Genomic DNA, 20,455 nt, shown 5'->3' with positions numbered 1-20,455 from the left:
ATGACGTAAAAACGAAGGACCGGCTTGCTGCCCCGGTCCTTCGTTCTCATATGAAAAGAAGCTGCCTTTCCCGGCAGTAAAGACGCGGCGTCGTTCACGCCAAATTTCGGGTGACATTGCCGAGATCGTCCTTAAGGAGATCAGAGTTTCATGAGTGAAAAAAAGAGGAAGACTGCGGCGAGCAAGCTCAACACCGCAGCAAAGGCGGAAGAGGCCAAGGCGAAGCCAGTCGAGACGATTGCCGTCCTGCCGCTGCGCGATATCGTTGTCTTCCCGCATATGATTGTGCCGCTTTTTGTCGGTCGCGAAAAATCCGTTCGTGCTCTCGAAGCGGTAACGCGCGACAACAAGCAGATCCTGCTCGTTGCTCAAAAGAATGCATCGCAGGACGATCCGCCAGCAGACGACATCTATCGCTTCGGCACGATCTCCACGATCCTCCAGTTGCTCAAGCTGCCTGACGGCACCGTAAAGGTGCTTGTCGAGGGCATCCGTCGTGCGCGCATCAAAGAATTCCACGATATCGACGGCCATTTCGAGGCCGAGATCGAGGAAGTCGCCGATGCACCCGAGACGGGTAGCGAAGTCGAGGCGCTCGGCCGCACAGCGATCTCCCAGTTCGAGCAGTATATCAAGCTCAACAAGAAGATCGCGCCCGAAGTCATGGTGTCGCTCAACCAGATCGAGGATCTCTCTAAACTGGCCGATACCATTGCGAGCCATCTGAATCTCAAGATCGCCGAGAAGCAAGATATCCTCGAGGGCGGCTCCGTCAGCCATCGTCTGGAGCAGGTCTTTGCCCATATGGAGCAGGAGATCGGCGTTCTTCAGGTCGAGAAGAAGATCCGTAACCGCGTCAAGCGGCAGATGGAAAAGACGCAGCGCGAATATTATCTGAACGAGCAGCTCAAGGCGATCCAGAAGGAACTGGGCGAGGGCGAGGATGGTCGTGACGAAACGGCCGAGATCGAAGAGCGCATCGTCAAGACGAAGCTGAGCAAGGAAGCGCGAGAGAAAGCCCTGGGCGAACTGCGCAAGCTGCGCGGCATGAGCCCGATGTCGGCGGAATCCACCGTCGTGCGTAACTATCTCGACTGGATCCTGAGTATCCCCTGGAAGAAGCGCTCGAAGGTCTCTCGCGATTTCGCGGCGGCGGAAGAAGTGCTTGAATCCGAGCATTACGGTCTGGAGAAGGTCAAGGAACGTATCCTTGAATATCTCGCCGTGCAGACGCGCTCACAGAAGCTCAAGGGGCCGATTCTGTGCCTTGTCGGCCCTCCGGGCGTCGGCAAGACCTCGCTGGCGCGGTCGATCGCTAAGGCAACAGGGCGTCAATATGTGCGCATGTCGCTGGGCGGCGTGCATGACGAGTCCGAAATTCGCGGACATCGCCGCACCTATATCGGCTCGATGCCGGGCAAGATCGTTCAGGGCATGAAAAAGGCCAAGACGTCCAACCCTCTTTTCCTGCTCGATGAGATCGACAAGCTCGGTTCCGACTGGCGCGGCGATCCGTCTTCGGCGCTGCTCGAGGTGCTGGATCCGGAGCAGAACAGCACGTTCAACGATCATTATCTCGAAGTCGACTATGATCTTTCGGACGTGATGTTCGTCACCACGGCGAACAGTCTGAACATGCCTCAGCCCTTGCTGGACCGCATGGAAATCATCCGTCTGTCGGGCTACACCGAAGACGAGAAGGTCGAGATTGCGCGCCGTCATCTGGTGGGCAAGCAGGCCGAGGCACATAACCTCAAGCCGCATGAATGGTCCATCAGCGATGCAGCGCTGCGCAGCCTGATCCAGCATTACACGCGTGAGGCCGGTGTGCGCAGCCTTGAGCGTGAAATTGCCAAGATTGCCCGTCGTGTCGTCAAGCGTCTCGTGACCTCATCGGTCGGGACCATTGCCGTGACGCCGGAAAATCTGGGTGAGTTCTCGGGTGTGCGCCGCTTTAAGCATGGCGAGACCGAAACCGAAGATCTGGTCGGTATGGTGTCCGGCCTCGCCTGGACCGAAGTGGGCGGGGAGATCCTGACCATCGAGAGCGTGATCCTGCCTGGCAAGGGGCACGTGAAGGCGACCGGCAAGCTGGGTGAGGTGATGCAGGAGAGTGTTTCTGCTGCTGTCTCCTACGTCCGCTCACGCGCGCAGTCTTTCGGTATCAAGCCTTCGATTTTCGAAAAGCGCGACATTCATGTGCATGTGCCGGAAGGGGCGACGCCAAAGGATGGTCCGTCTGCCGGTGTTGCCATGGCGACATCGATCGTCAGCGTCATGACCGGCATTCCCATCCGCCGCGATGTGGCGATGACGGGCGAAATCACGCTGCGCGGCCGTGTGCTCGAAATCGGTGGTCTCAAGGAAAAACTCCTCGCCGCGACACGCGCCGGTATCGCGACGGTCTTCATTCCGAAGGATAATGAGAAGGATCTCGCCGAGATTCCGAACAACGTCAAAGAGGCGTTGACGATCATTCCTGTTTCTCATGTTGATCAGGTTCTGGCGGCAGCTCTTGTTCGTCCGCCAGAGGCAATCGAATGGGATGAGGAAGAGGAAGTGCCTGCCGGTCGCGCTACTGGGGCAGTTTCCAGTCAGCTGCCGCACTGAGGTTTTTAAAATCGCCCTCGATCTGCTGTGCGTCTCGCCTGGCGGGTCGGGGCGAAGGTAAAGAATGGTTGCTGCTCTCACCTCCAGCTACCGACGCCAGGTGTCGAGCTGGAAACACGGTTATGCAAGATGGTCGCCCTGAAAGGGGCGGCCATTTTGTTTGGCATGGCATGAAAGACGCAGCCTCGACTAAAGCGTTAAATAGCGCCGCCCAGTCGTGATCTGCGCGGTTGACGTAACAAAAAACGCCTTCATAGTGCCCAGCAAGACAAGCCGAGCGATCCATCAAGGGTCGGATTTTCAGGGATTCTGTAAGGGAACGAGATGGAAAAGCCGCTGAACAAACAGGAGCTCATTGCAGCGGTCGCCGAAAAGACCGATCTGCCGAAGGCAAAGGCGGGTGACGTGGTCGAGGCCCTGTTCGCCAGTATCGAAGAAGCTCTGGCTCGCAAGCAGGAAGTGCGTCTGGTCGGGTTCGGCTCTTTCGCCACCGCTACGCGCAAGGCCGCCAAGGGCCGCAACCCGCGCACGGGTGAAGAAATCGACATCCCCGCGTCGGTTTCTGTACGTTTCCGTCCGGGCAAGGGCTTGAAGGATGCCGTAAGTTAACGTATCCCGACTTCCACGACAGGCGGCGATTCGACGCTTCCTGTCCTGAGGGCGATTAGCTCAGCGGTAGAGCGTCTCGTTTACACCGAGAGGGTCGGCGGTTCAATCCCGTCATCGCCCACCATTCCTCAGCATCAGGAAGAGTTATGAGCTTCCCCTGGTCCCTGACGTGCTATGAATCACTCGGGTCGACCTCCGATTTCTGCAAAAATCAGGCCGAAGAAGGCGCCCCAAACGGCCTCGCTGTGCTTGCGCGTCGTCAGACAGCGGGCAGGGGCACACGCGGTCGCGCCTGGACCGCGCCTGAAGGTAATCTTTCACTCTCCTTTCTGCTTCGCCATGAGGCGATAGAGACGCTTGTCCGGGTCATGCCGTTTTTGGTAGCGGTGGCGGTGCATGAGGCGCTCAGATCCTGTCTGCCTCAAGCGCGTTTGCAGCTCAAATGGCCCAATGACATCATCTGCGATGGTGCCAAGCTTTGTGGGGTGCTGATCGAACGGGGTGGAGAGCCGGGTTCTGCCTGGATCGTCACCGGTATCGGCGCCAATCTCATGACCGCCCCGGAGATCGAAGGCGGAAAACGGTCTCTGTTGCAGCTCTTGGCGCCCGGATTGCCCCTGAAGATCTGGCCACGCGTATTCTCGAACAATTCAGCCTCTGGCTCGATCGTTGGGAGCGCGATGGCTTCGAGCCGGTTCGCATGGCCTGGCTTGATCGGGCGCATGAGCCGGGCTCGCGGCTTGCGGTTCAGAGGGGTGCCGATTATATAGAGGGTTTCTTCGCGGGTCTCGACGCGAGCGGTCGGTTACTTCTCCAAACTGACCGGGACGAGATTCAGACGTTCGCGGCGGGGGATATTCTACTGCTTGGGTGAAGGAAGGTCTGTGCTCCTCGTTGTCGACGCCGGTAATACCAATATTGTTTTTGCCGTGCATGATGGCAGGGAATGGCGCGGCACCTGGCGTATTTCGACCAATGACCAGCGCACCTCAGACGATTATGCCGTCTGGCTTCTGAGCCTGATCGAACGCTCAGGTCTGCGCCCTCAGGCGATTTCCCGCGCGATTATCGGCACGGTGGTGCCCGCTGCGCTCTATCATCTCCGACGTCTGTGTCGCGAATGGCTGGATATCGAGCCCCTGATTGCCAATACCGCGCTCGACTGGGGTTATCCTCTCAAGGTCGATACGCCATCGGAAGTCGGAGTTGATCGTCGTCTCAACGGGCTCGCAGCGCAGCATTTTTACGGTGGGCCGCTCGTCGTGGTCGATTTCGGCACGGCCACGACCTTCGATGTGGTGGATGAGGACGGCGCATTTTGCGGCGGCGCTATCGCTCCAGGCGTCAATCTGTCGCTCGAGGCCCTGCATCAGGCCGCAGCGCGCCTGCCACGCATCAGTGTCGGTCGACCCTCCTCTGCCATCGGACGCAGCACAACCGTTGCCATGCGTTCGGGTCTTTTCTGGGGTTATGTCGGCCTTGTCGAGGGGATCGTCTCGCGTATCGCGCTTGAGATGGCCACCCCGATCAAGGTGATCGCCACGGGCGGTCTGGCCCCGCTTTTCTCTGAGGGAACAAACCTGTTCCAGCATGTTGCTCCAACTCTCACGCTTGATGGTTTGCGCCTGTTGGCTGCGCGCAATTCGACGAGTGAATTCATTCCGGCACCAGGATGACGGTGCATTTCTTTTGTTTGTTTTTAGGAATTTTGAATGTCAGTGACTGAAAAGGGTCTCGCATTCCTGCCGTTGGGCGGGACAGGTGAGATCGGCATGAATTTCAACCTTTACTGCCTCAATGGCAAATGGCTGGCCATTGATTGCGGTATCGGGTTTTCGGGCAACGATACGCCTGAGGCTGAAATTCTCATGCCTGACCCGCTTTTTATAGCGGAGCGCCACAAGAGCCTTTGTGGCCTCGTGATCACCCACGCGCATGAAGATCATCTAGGCGCCGTCGCCCATCTCTGGCCGCAACTGCGTTGCCCGATCTACGCAACACCTTTCGCCGCGGCGGTGCTGCGACGTAAACTGGGTGAGGCACATCTGCTGCCGCAGGTGACCATCCATACCATACCGATGGGCTCGCGCTTCGAGGTTGGCCCGTTCGATCTGCAATTCATCAATGTCACCCATTCGGTGCCCGAAGCGCAGTCTCTGGTGCTACGCACGCCCTATGGCACGATCGTGCATACGGGTGACCTCAAGCTCGATAACGAGCCCGTGGTTGGCCCTCTGACCGATCTCGATGCCTTTCGCAGGCTGGGAGATGAGGCGTGTTGGCCATGGTGTGCGACAGCACCAACGTGTTTCGTGAGGGGATCTCGGGGACAGAAGGGCAGGTTCGCGATTCCATGGCCGGTCTGATCAAGACCTTGCATGGTCGTGTCGCCGTCACCTGCTTTGCCTCCAACGTTGCCCGCGTCGAGAGCATCGCGCGTGCCGCGAAGGCAGCAGGACGCCAGGTCATGGTTGTCGGGCGCTCGCTGCGCAATCTCGAAGTGGCGGCGCGTGAGTGCGGTTATCTGCAGGACATCCCGGCTTTCCTCGATGAGCGTGAAGCCAATTCGGTCCCCGATAACCGCCTGCTGATGATCATCACGGGCAGCCAGGGTGAACCGCGCTCGGCGCTTTCGCGTATCGCCTCAGATGTGCACCCGAACATCTCGCTCGGCGAAGGTGACACGGTCATTTACTCGTCGCGCATGATCCCCGGCAATGAGCAGGCGGTCATGGCGGTGCAGGATAACCTGACCCGTCGTGGCGCTACTGTCCTCACCGACAAGGACCATCTGGTCCATGTGTCCGGTCATGCGACATCCGACGATCTGCGCCATCTCTACAGCCTCGTGCGCCCAAAGCTGAGCGTACCGACCCATGGGGAATGGCGTCACCTGACGGCTCACGCCGCGCTGGCGCGCGAAACCGGTGCGGAAGCGATCCTGCTGGAAGACGGTGATCTGCTGCGCCTCGGCCCCGATCATGCCGAAGTGGTCGATACAGCCCCCACCGGGCGTCTGGCGCTCGATGGCGGTCGTCTGCTGCCCATGACGGGTGGCGTTCTGGCGGCACGTCGCAAGATGCTGTTCAACGGCATGGTGATTGCAAGCTTCGCCGTCGATGACGAGGGCTACGTGATTGGCATGCCCAAGATCAGCGCACCGGGCCTGCTTGAGTCGGAAGACCCCGAGAGCACGCGTATCTCCGAAGAGTTCGCCGATGCGATCGACGAAATTCCCGATGATCTGCGCCGCGACGATTCAGCTTTCCGTGACGCTGCAAAGACCGCGCTGCGCCGCGCCTTGGGGCGCAAGCTGCAGAAGCGTCCGCTGGTCGATGTTCATCTGCTGCGGGTCTGACCCCGCAGCCACTGCTCCTGAACGCGCCGTAAGAGGCGCGCGCTTTTTCTACAGAATGGTTTAGCCCGATGCGTCTCTCCCGCGGTTTTCTGCCCACCCTCAAAGAAGTGCCCGCCGAGGCCCAGATCGCCTCGCATCGTCTGATGTTGCGCGCCGGTCTGGTGCGTCAGACATCAGCCGGTATTTATGCATGGCTGCCTGCGGGTCTTCGTGTTCTGCGCAATATCGAGCAGATCGTGCGTGAAGAGCAGAATGCCATCGGCGCTCAGGAACTGCTGATGCCGACCGTGCAGTCTTCCGAGCTGTGGAAGCGCTCAGGTCGCTATGACGCATACGGGCCGGAGATGCTGCGCATCCGTGACCGTCAGGATCGTGAGCTGCTTTATGGGCCGACCAATGAGGAAATGATCACCGATCTTTTCGGTCAGGTGATCAAGTCCTATCGCGAGCTGCCCCAGGCGCTCTACCATGTGCAGTGGAAATTCCGCGATGAACTGCGCCCGCGTTTCGGCGTGATGCGTGGCCGCGAGTTCTTCATGAAGGACGCCTATTCCTTCGACGCATCCTACGACGCCGCCGTTGCAGCCTATCGCCGCATGATGCTGGCCTATCTGCGCACTTTCCAGCGTCTGGGCGTGCGCGCCGTACCGATGAAGGCCGATACGGGGCCGATAGGTGGTGATCTGAGCCATGAATTCCTGGTTCTGGCGCCCACGGGTGAGAGCGGCGTATTTTTCGACGCAGCCCTTGAGGAGCAGGACTGGCTGCATGAAGCGGTCGATATCGCCGATCACGCCAGCCTTGAGTCTTTCTTCAGCGGCGTCACGAAATTCTATGCCGCGACCGACGAAATGCATGACGAAAAGGCATGGGAGGATGTTCCTGCCGATCGCCGTCGCGAAGGCCGTGGTATCGAAGTCGGGCATATTTTCTATTTCGGCACGAAATATACGGAATCCATGGGGATTTCGGTCAGCGGCGCCGATGGCAACCAGTTCTTTCCCGAGATGGGCTCATACGGGATCGGCGTCTCGCGTCTCGTGGGCGCGATTATCGAAGCCAGCCATGACGAAGCAGGTATCATCTGGCCTGACTCCGTTGCACCTTCCGCGCGGCCATCCTCAGCCTCAAGCCGGGTGACGAGGCGGTCGATGCGCTGTGCGAAAAGCTCTACGCCGCTGCCCCCGATGCCTTCCTTTACGATGATAGAGGCGAGCGTGCGGGCGTGAAGTTCAACGATGCCGATCTGATGGGCCATCCCTGGCAGATGATCGTCGGCCCGCGTGGCGCGAAAGAGGGCAAGGTCGAGCTCAAGCGCCGTGCGACTGGCGAGCGTTTCGAGTTGTCGGTTGAAGAGGCACTCGCCAAGGTTCTGGGTGCCGATGCCGCAGGCAAGGACGCCGCCTGATCATGTTCAACCGCTTCGAGCGCGTGGTGGCGGGGCGCTATCTGCGCGCCCGTCGCGGAGAACGCTTCGTTTCCATCATCGCCATTTTCTCACTGATCGGTATTGCACTCGGCGTTGCGACGCTCATTATCGTCATGGCTGTAATGAATGGCTTTCGCGCCGATCTGATGGGTCGCGTGCTCGGGCTGAATGGCGATCTGAACATCTTCAGCTCCGGTCACAGCATCAGCAATTACCAGGATGATGTCGTCGCCATCAGAGGCGTGAAGAATGTCACGCGTGTCACGCCAATGGCAGAGGGCACGGTGCTGATCGACGCGGGCAATTATTCGACGGGCGGCGTCGTGCGTGGCATCGCACTGGCCGATCTGCGCGACCTTCATGCGCTGAGTGATTCGGTTATCGACGGCAAGCTGTCGGATTTCCAGGGTGATGATGCCATTGCCGTCGGCACCACTCTGGCGGCTCGCGCCGGGTTGAGCGTTGGCAGTAAGGTCACGCTGCTTTCGCCCAATGGTCGGGCCACGCCTTTTGGCACCATGCCGCGCATACGCGCTTATCATGTGGCAATGGTGTTCGACGCGGGCGTCAATGACTACGATACGAGCGTCATCCTCATGCCGCTTGAATCGGCCCAGCGTTTTCTCATGATGCCGGGGGCCGTCTCGCTTATTCAGGTGGCGACAAAGGACGCGCTCGAGGTCGCCCCTGTGACCCGTGCGATTGCCGAGCGTCTGGACGATCCCAGACTGCGAGTCATGGACTGGACGCAGAGTAATAACGCGTTTCTGGGCGCATTGACCGTGCAGCAGAACGTGATGTTCCTGATCCTCACGCTCATTATTCTGGTGGCGGCCTTTAACGTCATTTCGTCCATGATCATGATGGTCAAGGACAAGACGCGTGATATCGCTGTCTTGCGCACGCTCGGGGCGAGCCGCGGGGCAATCATGCGCATCTTCCTGATGTGCGGCGCCTCGGTGGGGGTCTCGGGCACACTGATAGGTTTCGGGATCGGTGTGGTGTTCTGCCTCAATATCGAGCGTATCCAGCATGGTGTGGAGCACCTGACGCATACCAGTCTGTTCAACCCGGAATTCTATTATCTCGAACACCTGCCTGCGAAGCTGATCTGGTCTCAGGTCATTGAGGTTATGGTCATGTCGCTGGCCCTGTCTTTCATCGCGACGCTCTATCCTTCATGGCGCGCGGCCAAAACCGATCCGATCGAGGCGCTGCGCATGAGTGAAACTTCTGTCCTCAGCCTAGAGGGTGTCACGAGGCGGTTTCGCTCAGGCGACGAGACGCTGGAAATTCTCAAGGGGGCGAGTTTCGACCTGTTCCCCGGCGAAATCGTGGCGCTGGTTGCGCCGAGCGGCACAGGCAAGTCGACATTGCTGCATATAGCGGGGCTTCTCGAATCCCCGCAGGAAGGCGCCGTGCGTATCGCAGGGCGCGAGACACGCACGCTCAGCGACACGCTGCGTACGCAGATCCGCCGTGACGAGATCGGCTTCGTCTATCAGTTCCACCATCTGCTGGCCGAGTTCTCGGCGTTGGAGAACGTGGTTCTGCCTCAGCATGTGGCGGGGTGTTGCCCCGCGTGATGCGAAAGCGCGGGCAACCGATCTGTTGACGCGGTTTGGGCTGGCGCATCGTCTGCAGAACCTGCCCGGCAAGCTCTCTGGCGGTGAAAAACAGCGTGTGGCCATTGCGCGCGCCCTGGCGAACCGCCCCAGATTGCTTCTGGCCGATGAGCCGACCGGCAATCTCGACGTGCACACGTCCGACGCCGTATTCGACGAGTTGCTTCACGCTGTGCGGAGCGAGAAAGTCGGCGCGCTGATCGCGACCCATAACGAAGAGCTTGCCTCGCGCATGGACCGCGTCGTGACGCTGCGCGACGGTGAGATCGTCGCGAAATAAAGAAAGGGATGAAGCCAGGAGGCGGGTCTGATACATCCTGCTTCATGTCCCATGCCCGCTTCGTTCACCTCCGTAATCACTCCGCCTATTCGCTGAGCCAGGGGGCGATACGCATCCCCGATCTGGTGGCGCTGGCAGCCGAATCGGCCATGCCTGCGGTGGGGCTGACCGATACGGGCAATCTCTTCGGCGCGCTAGAATTTTCGCAATATTGCACCGGCAAGGGCGTGCAGCCGGTTGTCGGCTGTCAGCTCGCGCTGCCTTCACGCAGCGACAAGCCGGGCGCGCCTTCCGAACCAATGGTGGCGCTTGCGCGCAACGAGATCGGTCTCGCCAATCTGCAATTCCTGTCTTCCGAAGGGTTCCTTAAGGGCGACCCTTCCGATCCGGCCATTCTGCTCGAGACGCTTTGCGGTCATGCCGATGGGCTGTTCCTGCTCACAGGGGGTACGCGAGGGCCGCTCTTTCGTCTTCTGGCCGAAGGGCAGGAAGATCAGGCCATGGCCTTGCTGCGCCGCTTGCAGGAGAGCTTCGGCGAGCACATGGCCGTCGAACTCCACCGCCACGGTCTGCCTGAGGAAAAAGCTGTAGAGCCAGGGATGATCGCGGCGGCTGATCGTCTCGGCCTGCCGCTGGTCGCGACCAATGAGTGCTTCTATGCCAAACCGGCGATGCATGAGGCACATGATGCGCTGCTCTGCATTGCGCAGGGCCGTACCATGGCCGAGCAGGAGCGTTGGCGGGTGACACCCGAGCACTGGTTCAAGACGCCGGATGCCATGCGGGCTCTTTTCGCTGATCTGCCTGAAGCCTGCGACAATACGCTCATGATCGCGCAGCGATGCGCGGTCAAGGTGTCGACGCGTCCACCGCTTCTGCCCGTCTGTCCCAAGGTCCATGAAGGCGAGACCGAAGAAGAGACGCTTCGGTCGATGTCTCGAGATGGATTGCGGCTGCGCCTTGAGTGCATGAATGCCGATGAGGAGACGCGAACGCGCTATGAGGCGCGTCTCGAAATGGAGCTGGGCATCATCGCCCGTATGGGCTTTCCCGGTTACTTCCTGATCGTTGCTGACTTCATCCAATGGGCCAAGGAACACGATATTCCGGTCGGGCCGGGGCGCGGTTCGGGCGCAGGCTCACTTGTCGCCTGGGCACTGACCATTACCGATATCGACCCGCTGCCATTCAATCTCCTGTTTGAACGCTTTCTCAATCCAGAGCGCGTGTCGATGCCCGATTTTGATATCGATTTCTGTCAGGACCGGCGCGACGAGGTGATCCGTTATGTCCGCACCGAATATGGTGGCGAGCGTGTCGCGCAGATCATCACGTTCGGTAAGCTTCAGGCACGCGCTGCCGTGCGCGATGTCGGGCGTGTGCTGGGCCTGCCCTTCGGCATGGTCAACCGGGTTGCGGAACTGATTCCGAACAATCCGGCCAAGCCCGTGACGCTCAAACAGGCGATCGATGGCGAACCGCGCTTGCAGGAAATGCGCGATAATGACGAGGCGCTACGCCGTCTCATGGAAATCGCGTTGCAGCTCGAGGGCCTATATCGACACGCGTCGACTCATGCTGCCGGCGTTGTGATCGGCGATCGTGAACTGGTCGAGCTCGTGCCGCTCTATCGCGATCCCAAGAGCGATATGCTGGTCACGCAGTATAACATGAAGTTTGTCGAGCAGGCGGGGCTGGTGAAGTTCGACTTCCTCGGCCTGACCACGCTCACCATTCTCAAACGCGGAATCAATTTCATCGCGCAGCAGGGCATCGAGGTCGATCTTGCAACGCTGCCGCTCGACGATGCGCCAACCTATGACATGCTGGCCCGCGGCGATGCGGGCGGTGTGTTCCAGTTTGAAGGCGCGGGCATGCGTGACGTGCTCAAGCAGATGCGCCCGACACGGCTTGAGGATCTGATTGCGGCAGTGGCGCTCTACCGGCCGGGGCCGATGGCGAATATCCCCGATTACTGCGCGCGCAAGCACGGGGCGGATTGGGAGCCGCCCCATGAAGAGATCCGCGATATCCTGTCAGAGACCTATGGTATCATGGTCTATCAGGAACAGGTCATGCAGATCGCCCAGAAAATGGCCGGGTACAGTCTCGGCGGCGCCGATCTGCTGCGTCGCGCCATGGGCAAGAAAATCCGTGCGGAGATGGACACGCAGCGCGAGATTTTCGTCAAGGGCGCGACCGGACGCGGCATCACGCCGGAAAAAGCGGCCGAAGTGTTCGACCTCATGGCGCGCTTTGCCGATTACGGCTTCAATAAATCCCACGCCGCCGCTTATGCATTGGTCTCGTATCAGACGGCCTGGATGAAGGCGAACCACCCGGTGGCCTTCCTGGCCGGATGCATGTCGCTGGCACGAGAAAAGACCGACAAGCTTGCCTCGCTCTGTCAGGAGGCGCGTCGGATGAAAATCAAGGTGCTTCCGGTCGATATCAACCGTTCGAAAGCCGATTTCTCGCTTGAGAAGCAGGAAGACGGTAGCTGGGCTATTCGCTATGCGCTCGCTGCCATCAAACGCGTGGGTTTTTCGGCCATGGAGCCATTGTCGAGGCGCGCGGCGACAAGCCATTTACCAGCCTTGCCGATCTCGCTTCACGCTGCGATGCCAAACAGCTCAACAAGATCCAGATCGAAAATCTGGCCAAGGCAGGGGGGTTCGACTCCCTCGACAAGCCCCGTCACATCGTTTTCGCGAGTTCGGAGATCATTATGCGTCGGGCGCAATCCCAGGCGCAGGAGGCTGCATCGGGACAGATCGGCCTTTTTGGCGAGGCTGCCGAGCCGGAGGAACTCCGCCTTGCCGAAGCCCCGTACTGGCCTGAATTCGAGCGTCTTGCGGCTGAGGCGGAAGCGATAGGCTTTCACATGTCGGCCCATCCGCTTGATGCCTATCGCTCGGTGCTCAAGCGCGCCAATGTTCTGACATCGCAAAATCTCATGACAGCCGCCGAAAACGGGTCGTATCGCGTCCGTATCGCCGGTTGCGTGGTCGACAAGAAGGAGCGCCCGACCAAGAGCGGCAGCAAGATGGCCTGGGTTCGTCTCTCTGACGCAACGGGCGGTTGCGAGGTGACGCTGTTCTCCGAAGTGCTCTCACGCTGCCGCGATCTGCTTGTGGCCGGGCAGGCCGTAATGGTGACGGCGGATCTGAAGCTTGAGGGCGATGCTCTGCGTATCACGGCCAGTGATGTGACGGATCTGGAAAAAGCTGCCGCGCAGGAAAGCTCGGAAATGCGCGTCTGGATCAGCGACGCCTCAGCCGTGACGAAGGTGCGGGACCTTCTGGGAAGCAAGGGCAGGGGACGCGGCAAGATCGTGCTGGTGCCAGCCGTCGATGAAACCAAGGCTATAGAGGTGACGCTCAGCGGGCACTTCCCGGTTACGCCGCGCTTGGCCGAGCAATTGCGGACAATTGAGGGCGTCTCACGTATCGATCATCTCTGATGCGCTCATGAATTATCCCTAAGCCAGCGCTATTGCTCATGACGCCGACGTCAGTTTGGGTGAATGCCACCGTCATTCTGCGCGTCTGGTCCCGACGCTCCGTTTGCGGAGTTGTCCTTCCAGTCGGCTTTGAAAGCCAGGTATCAGCGCCGCGATAAGGGGGCGCAGGAATGCCGCTTCCGGAACCAGCATCGGGAAAACACTGAGTATATGCGCAGCGTACCTGGTAATACGTCTCGATAATGGCGTGCGCCGGAAGGGCCGCTCCGCGCCTTGGGGTGGCGTTTTGGTCGGTTCGGATACCCGTTCCTCCTGAGAGAGGGGCAGGCTTTCGAGATCCGCGCTTGCGGCGACGCTGCTATCGCGCATGTCTCCCCGGAATTCCGGGGAGAGCGGTTTGACATCGAGCCACCGTGTTATGGGCTGCCGGGAACGGGACGGTGAGAGAAAGCCTGAGCGTGATCGTGTTGGTATCATACGAAGCGAAGTCCCCTCATGGGAGCGGCGGTGCCGTTCAGTTTTCTCGAACATGGCGCAGGAGGGCGACGGCTTGAGAACAGCGCGCCCAAATGTCTCGTTTGCAGCAGCGCGCCATGCGGCCAACAGACCGTATTCGAGCCCAGACGCAGCGATGGAAAGGTTCGGCGTTTTCCGAAATGCGACACGCTTCTTTCGCTCGGGGATTACGGCTTCGGAAAGCACGAGAACTGGACTCTCCAGGCGCATCCGATGAAAGGTGACAAGCTCTCATCGTCTTGAACGCCATGCGGTTCGGCGGGATCGTGCTTGAGTGCATCATCGCAGTCTTGCCTCGTGGCCGGGGCTGACGACAACGGCGTCGTCAGGAGGATCGGCATTTGAGAGCCTAGAGCACCGACATTGCAGGAGCCTGACGACGTAATCCTGCGATGAAGTTTACCTCCGGCATTCGCATTATCAGCATGGGGAAAACGTTGCAGGGCCCATAGGGAGCACCACCCTGAAACTCGCGCCGCCCCCTGGGGTCTGGTCGATCTGGATACTGCCGCCGTGCAGCGTCACGATATCTCTGGCGGCCGCGAGGCCGAGACCGGTTCCCGGCTCGTGATGGTCCTTGCGCCAGAATGGCTCGAACACGTGTTGGCGATCTTCCTCCGCAATCCCTGCGCCATGATCGGAAACCGTGATGGTAGTATGGGAGGGCTCAGCGTCGAGCTTGACGAAGATCGTTCCCCCCTCTGGCTCGGCCTTCGTGGCGTTGTCGATGAGATTTGTCAGGAGGCTTCCAAGCGCCTGACGATCGCCCTTGATGTCCCATCGTGGAACGCTGCATTGCAGATCGATCGAGCGGCGACTGCGCAGGACATAAGGGGCACAGTCAGCCACGACTTCCTGCAGGAGATCCACCATCTCGAGGGTTGTGAAGGAGGTCGTCTGCTGTCGGTCCAGACGAGCGATGATCAGGAGTTGATCGACCAGACGACGCAGTCGATGCACGTCTCGTCCCAGACTGACCCGGCTTTCGCTATCGAGCTTGACCTGGTCGATGCGTGCCTGGAGTATGGCAACAGGCGTTCGCAATTCATGAGCCGCATTCGCCATAAAGAAATGCTGCTGCTGCCAGCCCACTGCAATACGCGCCAGGGCAGCGTTGATCGCTTGGACGGCAGGGCGAAGTTCGTTGGGCAATCCGTCTGTAGGCAGGGGATGATCGATATTATGAAGATCGATCGAGGCTGCAGCGCGTTTGACAAGACTGAGCGGGCGCAGTGCCCAGACGATCAGAAGAGGCAGTGAGATGAACACCCCGATCATCAGCGGACTGTAAAAGAGCACGATGGGTTTGAATAACTCGAAGAAACTCGGGATGTCCGCAATCCCGAACGATTCTCCTGTGACCGCTATGCTGACCTCGCCGAAACGGGTCGTGAGCTTATCGAAATAGATCGGTTCCTTGCCTGGCTGCCTTGTGTCGTAGCCTTCGGAATCTTCCAGTCGGACAGGGGCAATCTGTGTTAGCAGATCGCTGAGATATCTGTTCGAGCCACGGACGATCCGTCCATCGGCGCTGGCGATGGCGTAAATCAGAGCGGGCCGAGAGGAGGCATATCGGCGCAGGGACGGTGTGGGCACGATCGCCAGCGTGCCCGAGGCGTCGATGACTAGCGAGTCCTTGATCAGATCTTGCGTCGTGATGTCTGCGATATCGGTATAGCTCGTATCAGGTAGTAGAAACGGGTGCAGAAAGACGACGAACAGTACGCAGACGAGTTGAAAACCCAGTAATAGGGCGGTGATACGTATGCGTAACGAGGTGAAGCGGGGGATCGACATTCAGCATTGATCCAGAAGATAGCCGACCCCGCGGATCGGATGAATCACGATACCAGCCTTTAAGGCGGTGAGACGGACGCGCAGGCGCGAGATATGCGCATCCAGCGTGTTGGACTGGATCTCGTCATCAAAACCATAGACTTCCTCGATCAGGGTCTCGCGCCTGACAACGCGTCCGGCCCGCCGTATGAGTGTCTCGAGGACAGCAAGTTCGCGCCGTTTGAACAGCATCGGGGCTCCGTCGATCGTGATCTCACGCGTGGATGGGTGGAAGCCGAGCCGACCGCAGATTATGGGTGGCGTATCCTCTGCGCCAGGGCGGCGCAGCGCGGCTCGCGTTCTTGCTAGAAGCTCAGCCATGTCGAAAGGTTTGGCGAGATAGTCGTCCGCCCCCTCATCCAGCCCCAACACCCTGTCCGGTACCGCATCTAGTGCCGAGAGAACGATGATGGGTGCACCGGGCTGAAGCGCACGCAAGGGCCGGATCAGGCTGAGACCGTCTCCGTCAGGTAGCCGACGGTCAAGAAGCACAAGTGCATAGGACGCAAGTGCTGCCATTTCTCGTGCATCGGCCACAGAACGCGCGGAATCGATTGCAAATCCGGCATCCTGAACGCTTCGGGCAATCAGGCTCGCCATGTCCAGTTCGTCTTCAATCAACAGGATGCGCATGAACCAACTTCCGTAGACAGGAGCAGCGCCTAGGCGACCCTGGTCAAGAGACGGGGCACAAGTGAAAGAAGGCCTGTGCACGGCGTTGCGCATAACAGACCTACATTGCGTGAACATGACACGCCCGCCGAATATTCGCAGGGTTTTTCTTGCGGAACCGAACTGAATTCGCGGGGCATATCGCATTTATGGCGTGTGCAATCGGGCATCGTCGCTTCCACCCTGCTCGGCTTTAGCAGCTGTAAATGCCGGTCGACCTGTCGTGTCGACGCATTCGGACCTAGAAGGGAGGCTAGCCTTCTGTCGCCCATGGCCCATGCAAGACGCATGTTTTCTGCCGTGATAACGTGCTTCCTTCTTGTATTTTGTGGCGAAAAAGGCGATACCGCGCCCGTCTCACTTTCTCGGCGGCGTTATCGTCAAGGGAGAGGGGCAATTCGCACGTATGACGACAGACACTCTGGTGTCGGCCCGCAAGGCTGGCGAAGTCATACGGAGGCACAACCAGAAGATTAGGAATTTGCATCATGGCGATGCCAGAATTCACCATGCGTCAGCTGCTCGAAGCCGGCGTTCACTTCGGTCACCACACGCGTCGCTGGAACCCGGCAATGGCGCCGTATCTGTTCGGCATCCGCAACCAGGTCCATATCATCGACCTGCAGCAGACCGTTCCGATGCTCGACCGCGCCCTGCAGGCCGTTCGCAACACGGTTGCCGGTGGTGGTCGCGTTCTGTTCGTCGGCACGAAGCGCGCCGCAGCCGAGCACGTTGCTGAAGCCGCCACGCGTTGCGGCCAGTACTACGTCAACCATCGCTGGCTCGGTGGCATGCTGACCAACTGGAAGACCATCACGGGTTCGATCAAGCGTCTGCGCCAGATCGACGAGATGCTTTCGGGCGACACGCATGGTCTGACGAAGAAGGAAATTCTCGACATCACCCGTGACCGCGAGAAGCTCGAGCGTTCGCTCGGCGGCATCAAGGAAATGGGCGGCCTGCCGGACATCCTGTTCGTGATCGACACGAACAAGGAAAAGCTGGCGGTTGAAGAAGCAACAAGCTCGGTATCCCGGTTATTGCTGTGCTCGACAGCAACTCCGATCCGGCTGGCGTGACCTACCCGATCCCCGGCAATGACGACGCGATCCGCGCCATCACCACCTATTGCGACCTCGTGGCGCAGTCGGTTCTGGACGGCATTTCGGCTGAAATGGCTGCTTCGGGCGTCGATTTCGGCGCATCTGAAGAGCTGCCGGTCGAAACCGTGGTCGAAGAGACGACGACCGAAGCGCCGGCAGAAGAAGCTGCAGCAGTTCCGGCCGAGGCCTGATCTGCACGTGGAGAGCCCCTGGGCTTTCCCGGCACTGACTATATATGGGCGTGCCCGGCTGAAAGGCTGCGGCACGCCGTTTCATTCCTGAAGGAGTATGGAACATGGCGGAAATCACAGCTGCCCTCGTTCGTGACCTGCGCGAAAAGACCGGCGCCGGCATGATGGACTGCAAGAAGGCTCTCACCGAAGCCGCTGGCGACATGGACGCTGCCATCGACTGGCTGCGTGCGAAGGGCCTTTCGCAGGCTGCCAAGAAGTCTGGCCGCACGACGGCTGAAGGCCTCGTGGCCGTTGCTTCCGGCAAGAACAAGGCCGCCATGGTCGAAGTCAACGCCGAGACCGATTTCGTGGGTCGTAACGAAGCGTTCCAGGCTTTCGTCGAATCCGTGGCTCATGCTGCTCTCGAAGCCGGTGACGACCTCGACACCCTGTCGCAGGCGAAGCTTGCTTCGGGCCGCACGGTTGCCGAAGAACTGACCCACCTGATCGCCACGATCGGCGAGAACATGTCGCTGCGTCGCGCCAAGGTTCTGACCGTTCCTTCGGGCATCGTTGCTTCCTACGTTCACGGCGCTCTGCGTCCGGGCGTTGGCAAGATCGGCGTTCTGGCTGCTGTCGAAGCCGCTTCGGAATCAGAAGCCCTGCTCACGCTGGGTCGCCAGATTGGCATGCACGTTGCCGCAACCCGTCCGGCCGCTCTTGAAGTCGCCAGCGTTGACCCGGATGCCCTGGAGCGTGAGCGTCAGGTTCTGATCGAGCAGGCTCGTGAGTCCGGCAAGCCCGAAGCCATCATCGAAAAGATGATCGAAGGCCGCATCCGCAAGTTCTATGAAGAAGTGGTTCTTCTGGAGCAGGTCTGGGTGCATGACGCGAAACGCGCGTTGCCAAGGTTGTCGAGAAGGCTGGTGCCAAGCTCGTTGCTTTCGAGCGCTTCCAGCTCGGCGAAGGTATCGAGAAGGAAACCAGCGATTTCGCTGCTGAAGTGGCGGCTGCTGCTGGCGGCTGATCGTCTGATCGAGCCTCAATCAGGTCGCGGCGCATGAATTTCGAATGTGCCGCGATCGTCCTCTCTGCCCGCCGCTACGGCGAGGGCGGGGCGGTGGTCCATCTCTTCACCGAAGAGTATGGCCGCATTGCCGGTCTGGTGCGTGGCGGCTCGTCGAGACGCCAGGCTGCGCTCTGGCAACCGGGCAACCTCATTCTTGCCCGCTATACCTCACGCCTTTCCGACCAGCTTGGCCAGGTGGCTGGCGAAATGGTGCAGGAAACAGCTGTCAGGCTTCTTGATCGTCCCCTGCAACTGGCCCTTGTTCAGTCTGCGGCAGAACTTGCCGATTCTGCTCTGCCGGATCGTGAGCCTCATCCTGAGTTCTTTTTGCAGACCGTACGCGATTTGACGGCATTCTGCGTACTCGCCGATCCTGCGCCTGTGGTTGATTATGTGCGCTGGGAAACAGCCCTTCTGGCGACCCTCGGTTACGGGTTGACTCTCGATAGCTGCGCCATCTCCGGGGATAAGAGTGATCTTGCTTATGTCTCTCCGAGGACAGGACGTGCGGTGAGCCGTGCCGCAGCCGGTGTGTGGGTCGATCGTTTGCTGTCTTTGCCCCACTATCTGACTCCGCAGGGCACAGAGGATGCGGGAGATGATCCGGCCTCCTGGGCCGAAGGACTTGTTCTGACCCGGTATTTTCTTTCACGTCACCTCTTCGGTGCTCGGCATAAACCCATTCCCGGAGCGCGTGAGCGTCTCGAAATGCGCGTGATGACTCTTGCGGGCGCGCAGGCTGACCTTGCACAGGACGATGGCAACACCTCCACGCCGATGTAGAATGATTGCGGCCTGACGCACCTGTCATCAGGCACGGAGAGGCATCTTCTGGCGTCCTATAAAAAGATCGAAGATCATGTGTGGCAGGGTGAGCGCAGCAAGGAGCTGAAAGGTTATTGTCAGCAAGCGCTCGGAAACTGTGCCAGTGTGAAGTGGGAAAAGCGCAGCCCCCAGGATGAGCGTTGCGATTGTCAGTGGCAGAGCATGACGCAGGGCCGACCCTTCCGAAACAAGCCGGGGCCAGCGAGGATCGTCGATCAAGGCTGCCACATGAGCTGGTGCGTGCTGGAAAACGAAATAGCACATGAACGCGTCAAGCGGGGGGAGCAGAGAAAACAGGGCGAGGAAACCGACAAGCTGAAGCAGTTTCTGAGGCCGCTCTGTTGCCCGGCAGGCACCCAGCCAGGCACTCGCAGTGGCACACCAAAAGGGAAACAGCCAGATGAGCCATGAAGGCGGTGCAGCTATGCGCGCCGGGTGTGCATGGCACCTAGAAGAGCGGCGGTCTCCTCCGGCCGGAAGATGCAGGGCAGGATCAGGGGCGCGCCACCAAGAACGAGAATAGCGGGTAAGGATTTGCGCTCCACTTGCGTCTCATTGCCGAAGTGCCATAGCGAGAGGGCGAGAAAGATGCTGAGCGTGACCAAGGGGTAAAGCCGCCATGAAGCCAGCATGAGCAGGATCAACACGACATAGGGAAGGGCGAATAGGGGAAACCAGATGCGCCCAAAGCGTGGGCTGAGCACCTGTCGCGCCATTTCACCGTCGAGCGCGCCATGCGGCAGACCGAAAGCGATGATCGTCAAAAGGGCTACGAGGACGCTGCCGCTCCAGAGCGAGATCACACAGCAGAATGTGGCGCTACCCCAATAGAGTGGATTGAACAGGCTGCGTGGCCCGGCGGTAGTCATGAGAGCTATGCCGGGTCC

10 protein-coding genes, 1 tRNA gene and 7 pseudogenes are annotated in these 20,455 nt (G+C 59.7%); 14 read left to right on the top strand and 4 right to left on the bottom strand.

The features are described 5' to 3' along the window. Nucleotides 1–150 precede the first annotated feature (150 nt). The 11 genes and pseudogenes from lon (at nucleotide 151) to dnaE (ending at nucleotide 13,374) form a co-directional block, all read left to right on the top strand. Nucleotides 151–2,610: an endopeptidase La gene (gene lon / locus JCM25414_RS16940; protein ID WP_081775788.1), complete on the top strand. Its 2,460-nt coding sequence runs from the start codon at nucleotides 151–153 to the stop codon at nucleotides 2,608–2,610. Between the two features lie 324 nt (nucleotides 2,611–2,934). Beyond that, nucleotides 2,935–3,219 carry an HU family DNA-binding protein gene (locus tag JCM25414_RS04055; protein WP_023977491.1) on the top strand — a complete coding sequence of 95 codons (285 nt, stop codon included), beginning with the start codon at nucleotides 2,935–2,937 and terminating at the stop codon, nucleotides 3,217–3,219. A 49-nt stretch (nucleotides 3,220–3,268) separates the two neighbouring features. Then, nucleotides 3,269–3,343: transfer RNA gene (locus tag JCM25414_RS04050), tRNA-Val, on the top strand. Nucleotides 3,344–3,365: 22 nt separating this feature from the next. Then, the gene (locus JCM25414_RS16935) at nucleotides 3,366–3,989 is read left to right on the top strand and encodes a biotin--[acetyl-CoA-carboxylase] ligase (protein WP_081775787.1); all 624 of its coding nucleotides are present in this window, start codon (nucleotides 3,366–3,368) and stop codon (nucleotides 3,987–3,989) included. Continuing rightward, a complete protein-coding gene (locus JCM25414_RS26465) occupies nucleotides 3,920–4,093 on the top strand; it encodes a hypothetical protein (protein WP_081775786.1) in 174 nt (57 codons plus the stop codon). The genes JCM25414_RS16935 and JCM25414_RS26465 overlap by 70 nt, the downstream gene beginning before the upstream one ends. Nucleotides 4,094–4,103: 10 nt before the next feature. After that, nucleotides 4,104–4,895, top strand: coding sequence for a type III pantothenate kinase (locus tag JCM25414_RS04040; RefSeq protein ID WP_025840806.1), 792 nt, complete (start codon nucleotides 4,104–4,106; stop codon nucleotides 4,893–4,895). A 36-nt stretch (nucleotides 4,896–4,931) separates the two neighbouring features. After that, nucleotides 4,932–6,577, top strand: a pseudogene (locus JCM25414_RS16930) (ribonuclease J). A 68-nt stretch (nucleotides 6,578–6,645) separates the two neighbouring features. Beyond that, nucleotides 6,646–7,985: pseudogene (gene proS, locus JCM25414_RS16925) on the top strand (proline--tRNA ligase). Between the two features lie 2 nt (nucleotides 7,986–7,987). After that, nucleotides 7,988–9,226 (top strand): annotated as a pseudogene (locus JCM25414_RS16920) (lipoprotein-releasing ABC transporter permease subunit); the annotation flags it as partial. Continuing rightward, a pseudogene (locus JCM25414_RS26460) lies at nucleotides 9,227–9,911 on the top strand (ABC transporter ATP-binding protein). A gap of 44 nt (nucleotides 9,912–9,955) precedes the next feature. Beyond that, a pseudogene (gene dnaE / locus JCM25414_RS16910) lies at nucleotides 9,956–13,374 on the top strand (DNA polymerase III subunit alpha). 936 nt (nucleotides 13,375–14,310) lie between these two features. On the opposite strand, the gene JCM25414_RS04005 reads toward dnaE, so the two are convergent. Continuing rightward, complete coding sequence (locus JCM25414_RS04005) at nucleotides 14,311–15,687, bottom strand: HAMP domain-containing sensor histidine kinase (RefSeq protein WP_025840804.1); 1,377 nt, start codon at nucleotides 15,685–15,687, stop codon at nucleotides 14,311–14,313. After that, nucleotides 15,688–16,359 (bottom strand): response regulator transcription factor, encoded by a 672-nt coding sequence (locus JCM25414_RS04000; RefSeq protein ID WP_025840803.1) that lies wholly within the window; start codon nucleotides 16,357–16,359, stop codon nucleotides 15,688–15,690. It abuts the gene before it with no gap. A 527-nt stretch (nucleotides 16,360–16,886) separates the two neighbouring features. On the opposite strand from JCM25414_RS04000, the pseudogene rpsB reads away from it, so the two are divergent. From rpsB to recO, 3 genes and pseudogenes are all read left to right on the top strand, one after another. Beyond that, nucleotides 16,887–17,692: pseudogene (gene rpsB, locus JCM25414_RS03995) on the top strand (30S ribosomal protein S2). 104 nt (nucleotides 17,693–17,796) lie between these two features. Continuing rightward, a pseudogene (gene tsf / locus JCM25414_RS16905) lies at nucleotides 17,797–18,701 on the top strand (translation elongation factor Ts). Between the two features lie 33 nt (nucleotides 18,702–18,734). Continuing rightward, nucleotides 18,735–19,526, top strand: coding sequence for a DNA repair protein RecO (gene recO, locus JCM25414_RS03985; RefSeq protein ID WP_025840801.1), 792 nt, complete (start codon nucleotides 18,735–18,737; stop codon nucleotides 19,524–19,526). Nucleotides 19,527–19,553: 27 nt separating this feature from the next. On the opposite strand, the gene JCM25414_RS25765 is transcribed toward recO, so the two are convergent. Continuing rightward, nucleotides 19,554–19,964 carry a Brp/Blh family beta-carotene 15,15'-dioxygenase gene (locus tag JCM25414_RS25765; RefSeq protein WP_277911016.1) on the bottom strand — a complete coding sequence of 137 codons (411 nt, stop codon included), beginning with the start codon at nucleotides 19,962–19,964 and terminating at the stop codon, nucleotides 19,554–19,556. Between the two features lie 26 nt (nucleotides 19,965–19,990). Continuing rightward, nucleotides 19,991–20,437: a Brp/Blh family beta-carotene 15,15'-dioxygenase gene (locus tag JCM25414_RS25760; protein ID WP_051535673.1), complete on the bottom strand. Its 447-nt coding sequence runs from the start codon at nucleotides 20,435–20,437 to the stop codon at nucleotides 19,991–19,993. Nucleotides 20,438–20,455: the final 18 nt, after the last annotated feature.

This window comes from Asaia platycodi JCM 25414 (genome assembly GCF_000614545.1).
GTDB classification, from domain to species: Bacteria; Pseudomonadota; Alphaproteobacteria; order Acetobacterales; family Acetobacteraceae; genus Asaia; species Asaia platycodi.
The sequence above is the reverse complement of the archived record's forward strand: the minus strand, read 5'-3'. Positions and strand labels throughout refer to the sequence as shown.

Excerpts from the sequence above, each read along its gene's own strand:
- lon (WP_081775788.1), top strand. The coding sequence starts at position 151 with ATGAGTGAAAAAAAGAGGAAGACTGCGGCGAGCAAGCTCAACACCGCA.
- JCM25414_RS04055 (WP_023977491.1), top strand. The coding sequence starts at position 2,935 with ATGGAAAAGCCGCTGAACAAACAGGAGCTCATTGCAGCGGTCGCCGAA.
- JCM25414_RS16935 (WP_081775787.1), top strand. The coding sequence starts at position 3,366 with ATGAGCTTCCCCTGGTCCCTGACGTGCTATGAATCACTCGGGTCGACC.
- JCM25414_RS26465 (WP_081775786.1), top strand. The coding sequence starts at position 3,920 with ATGGCCTGGCTTGATCGGGCGCATGAGCCGGGCTCGCGGCTTGCGGTT.
- JCM25414_RS04005 (WP_025840804.1), bottom strand. The coding sequence starts at position 15,687 with ATGTCGATCCCCCGCTTCACCTCGTTACGCATACGTATCACCGCCCTA.
- JCM25414_RS04000 (WP_025840803.1), bottom strand. The coding sequence starts at position 16,359 with ATGCGCATCCTGTTGATTGAAGACGAACTGGACATGGCGAGCCTGATT.
- recO (WP_025840801.1), top strand. The coding sequence starts at position 18,735 with ATGAATTTCGAATGTGCCGCGATCGTCCTCTCTGCCCGCCGCTACGGC.
- JCM25414_RS25760 (WP_051535673.1), bottom strand. The coding sequence starts at position 20,437 with ATGACTACCGCCGGGCCACGCAGCCTGTTCAATCCACTCTATTGGGGT.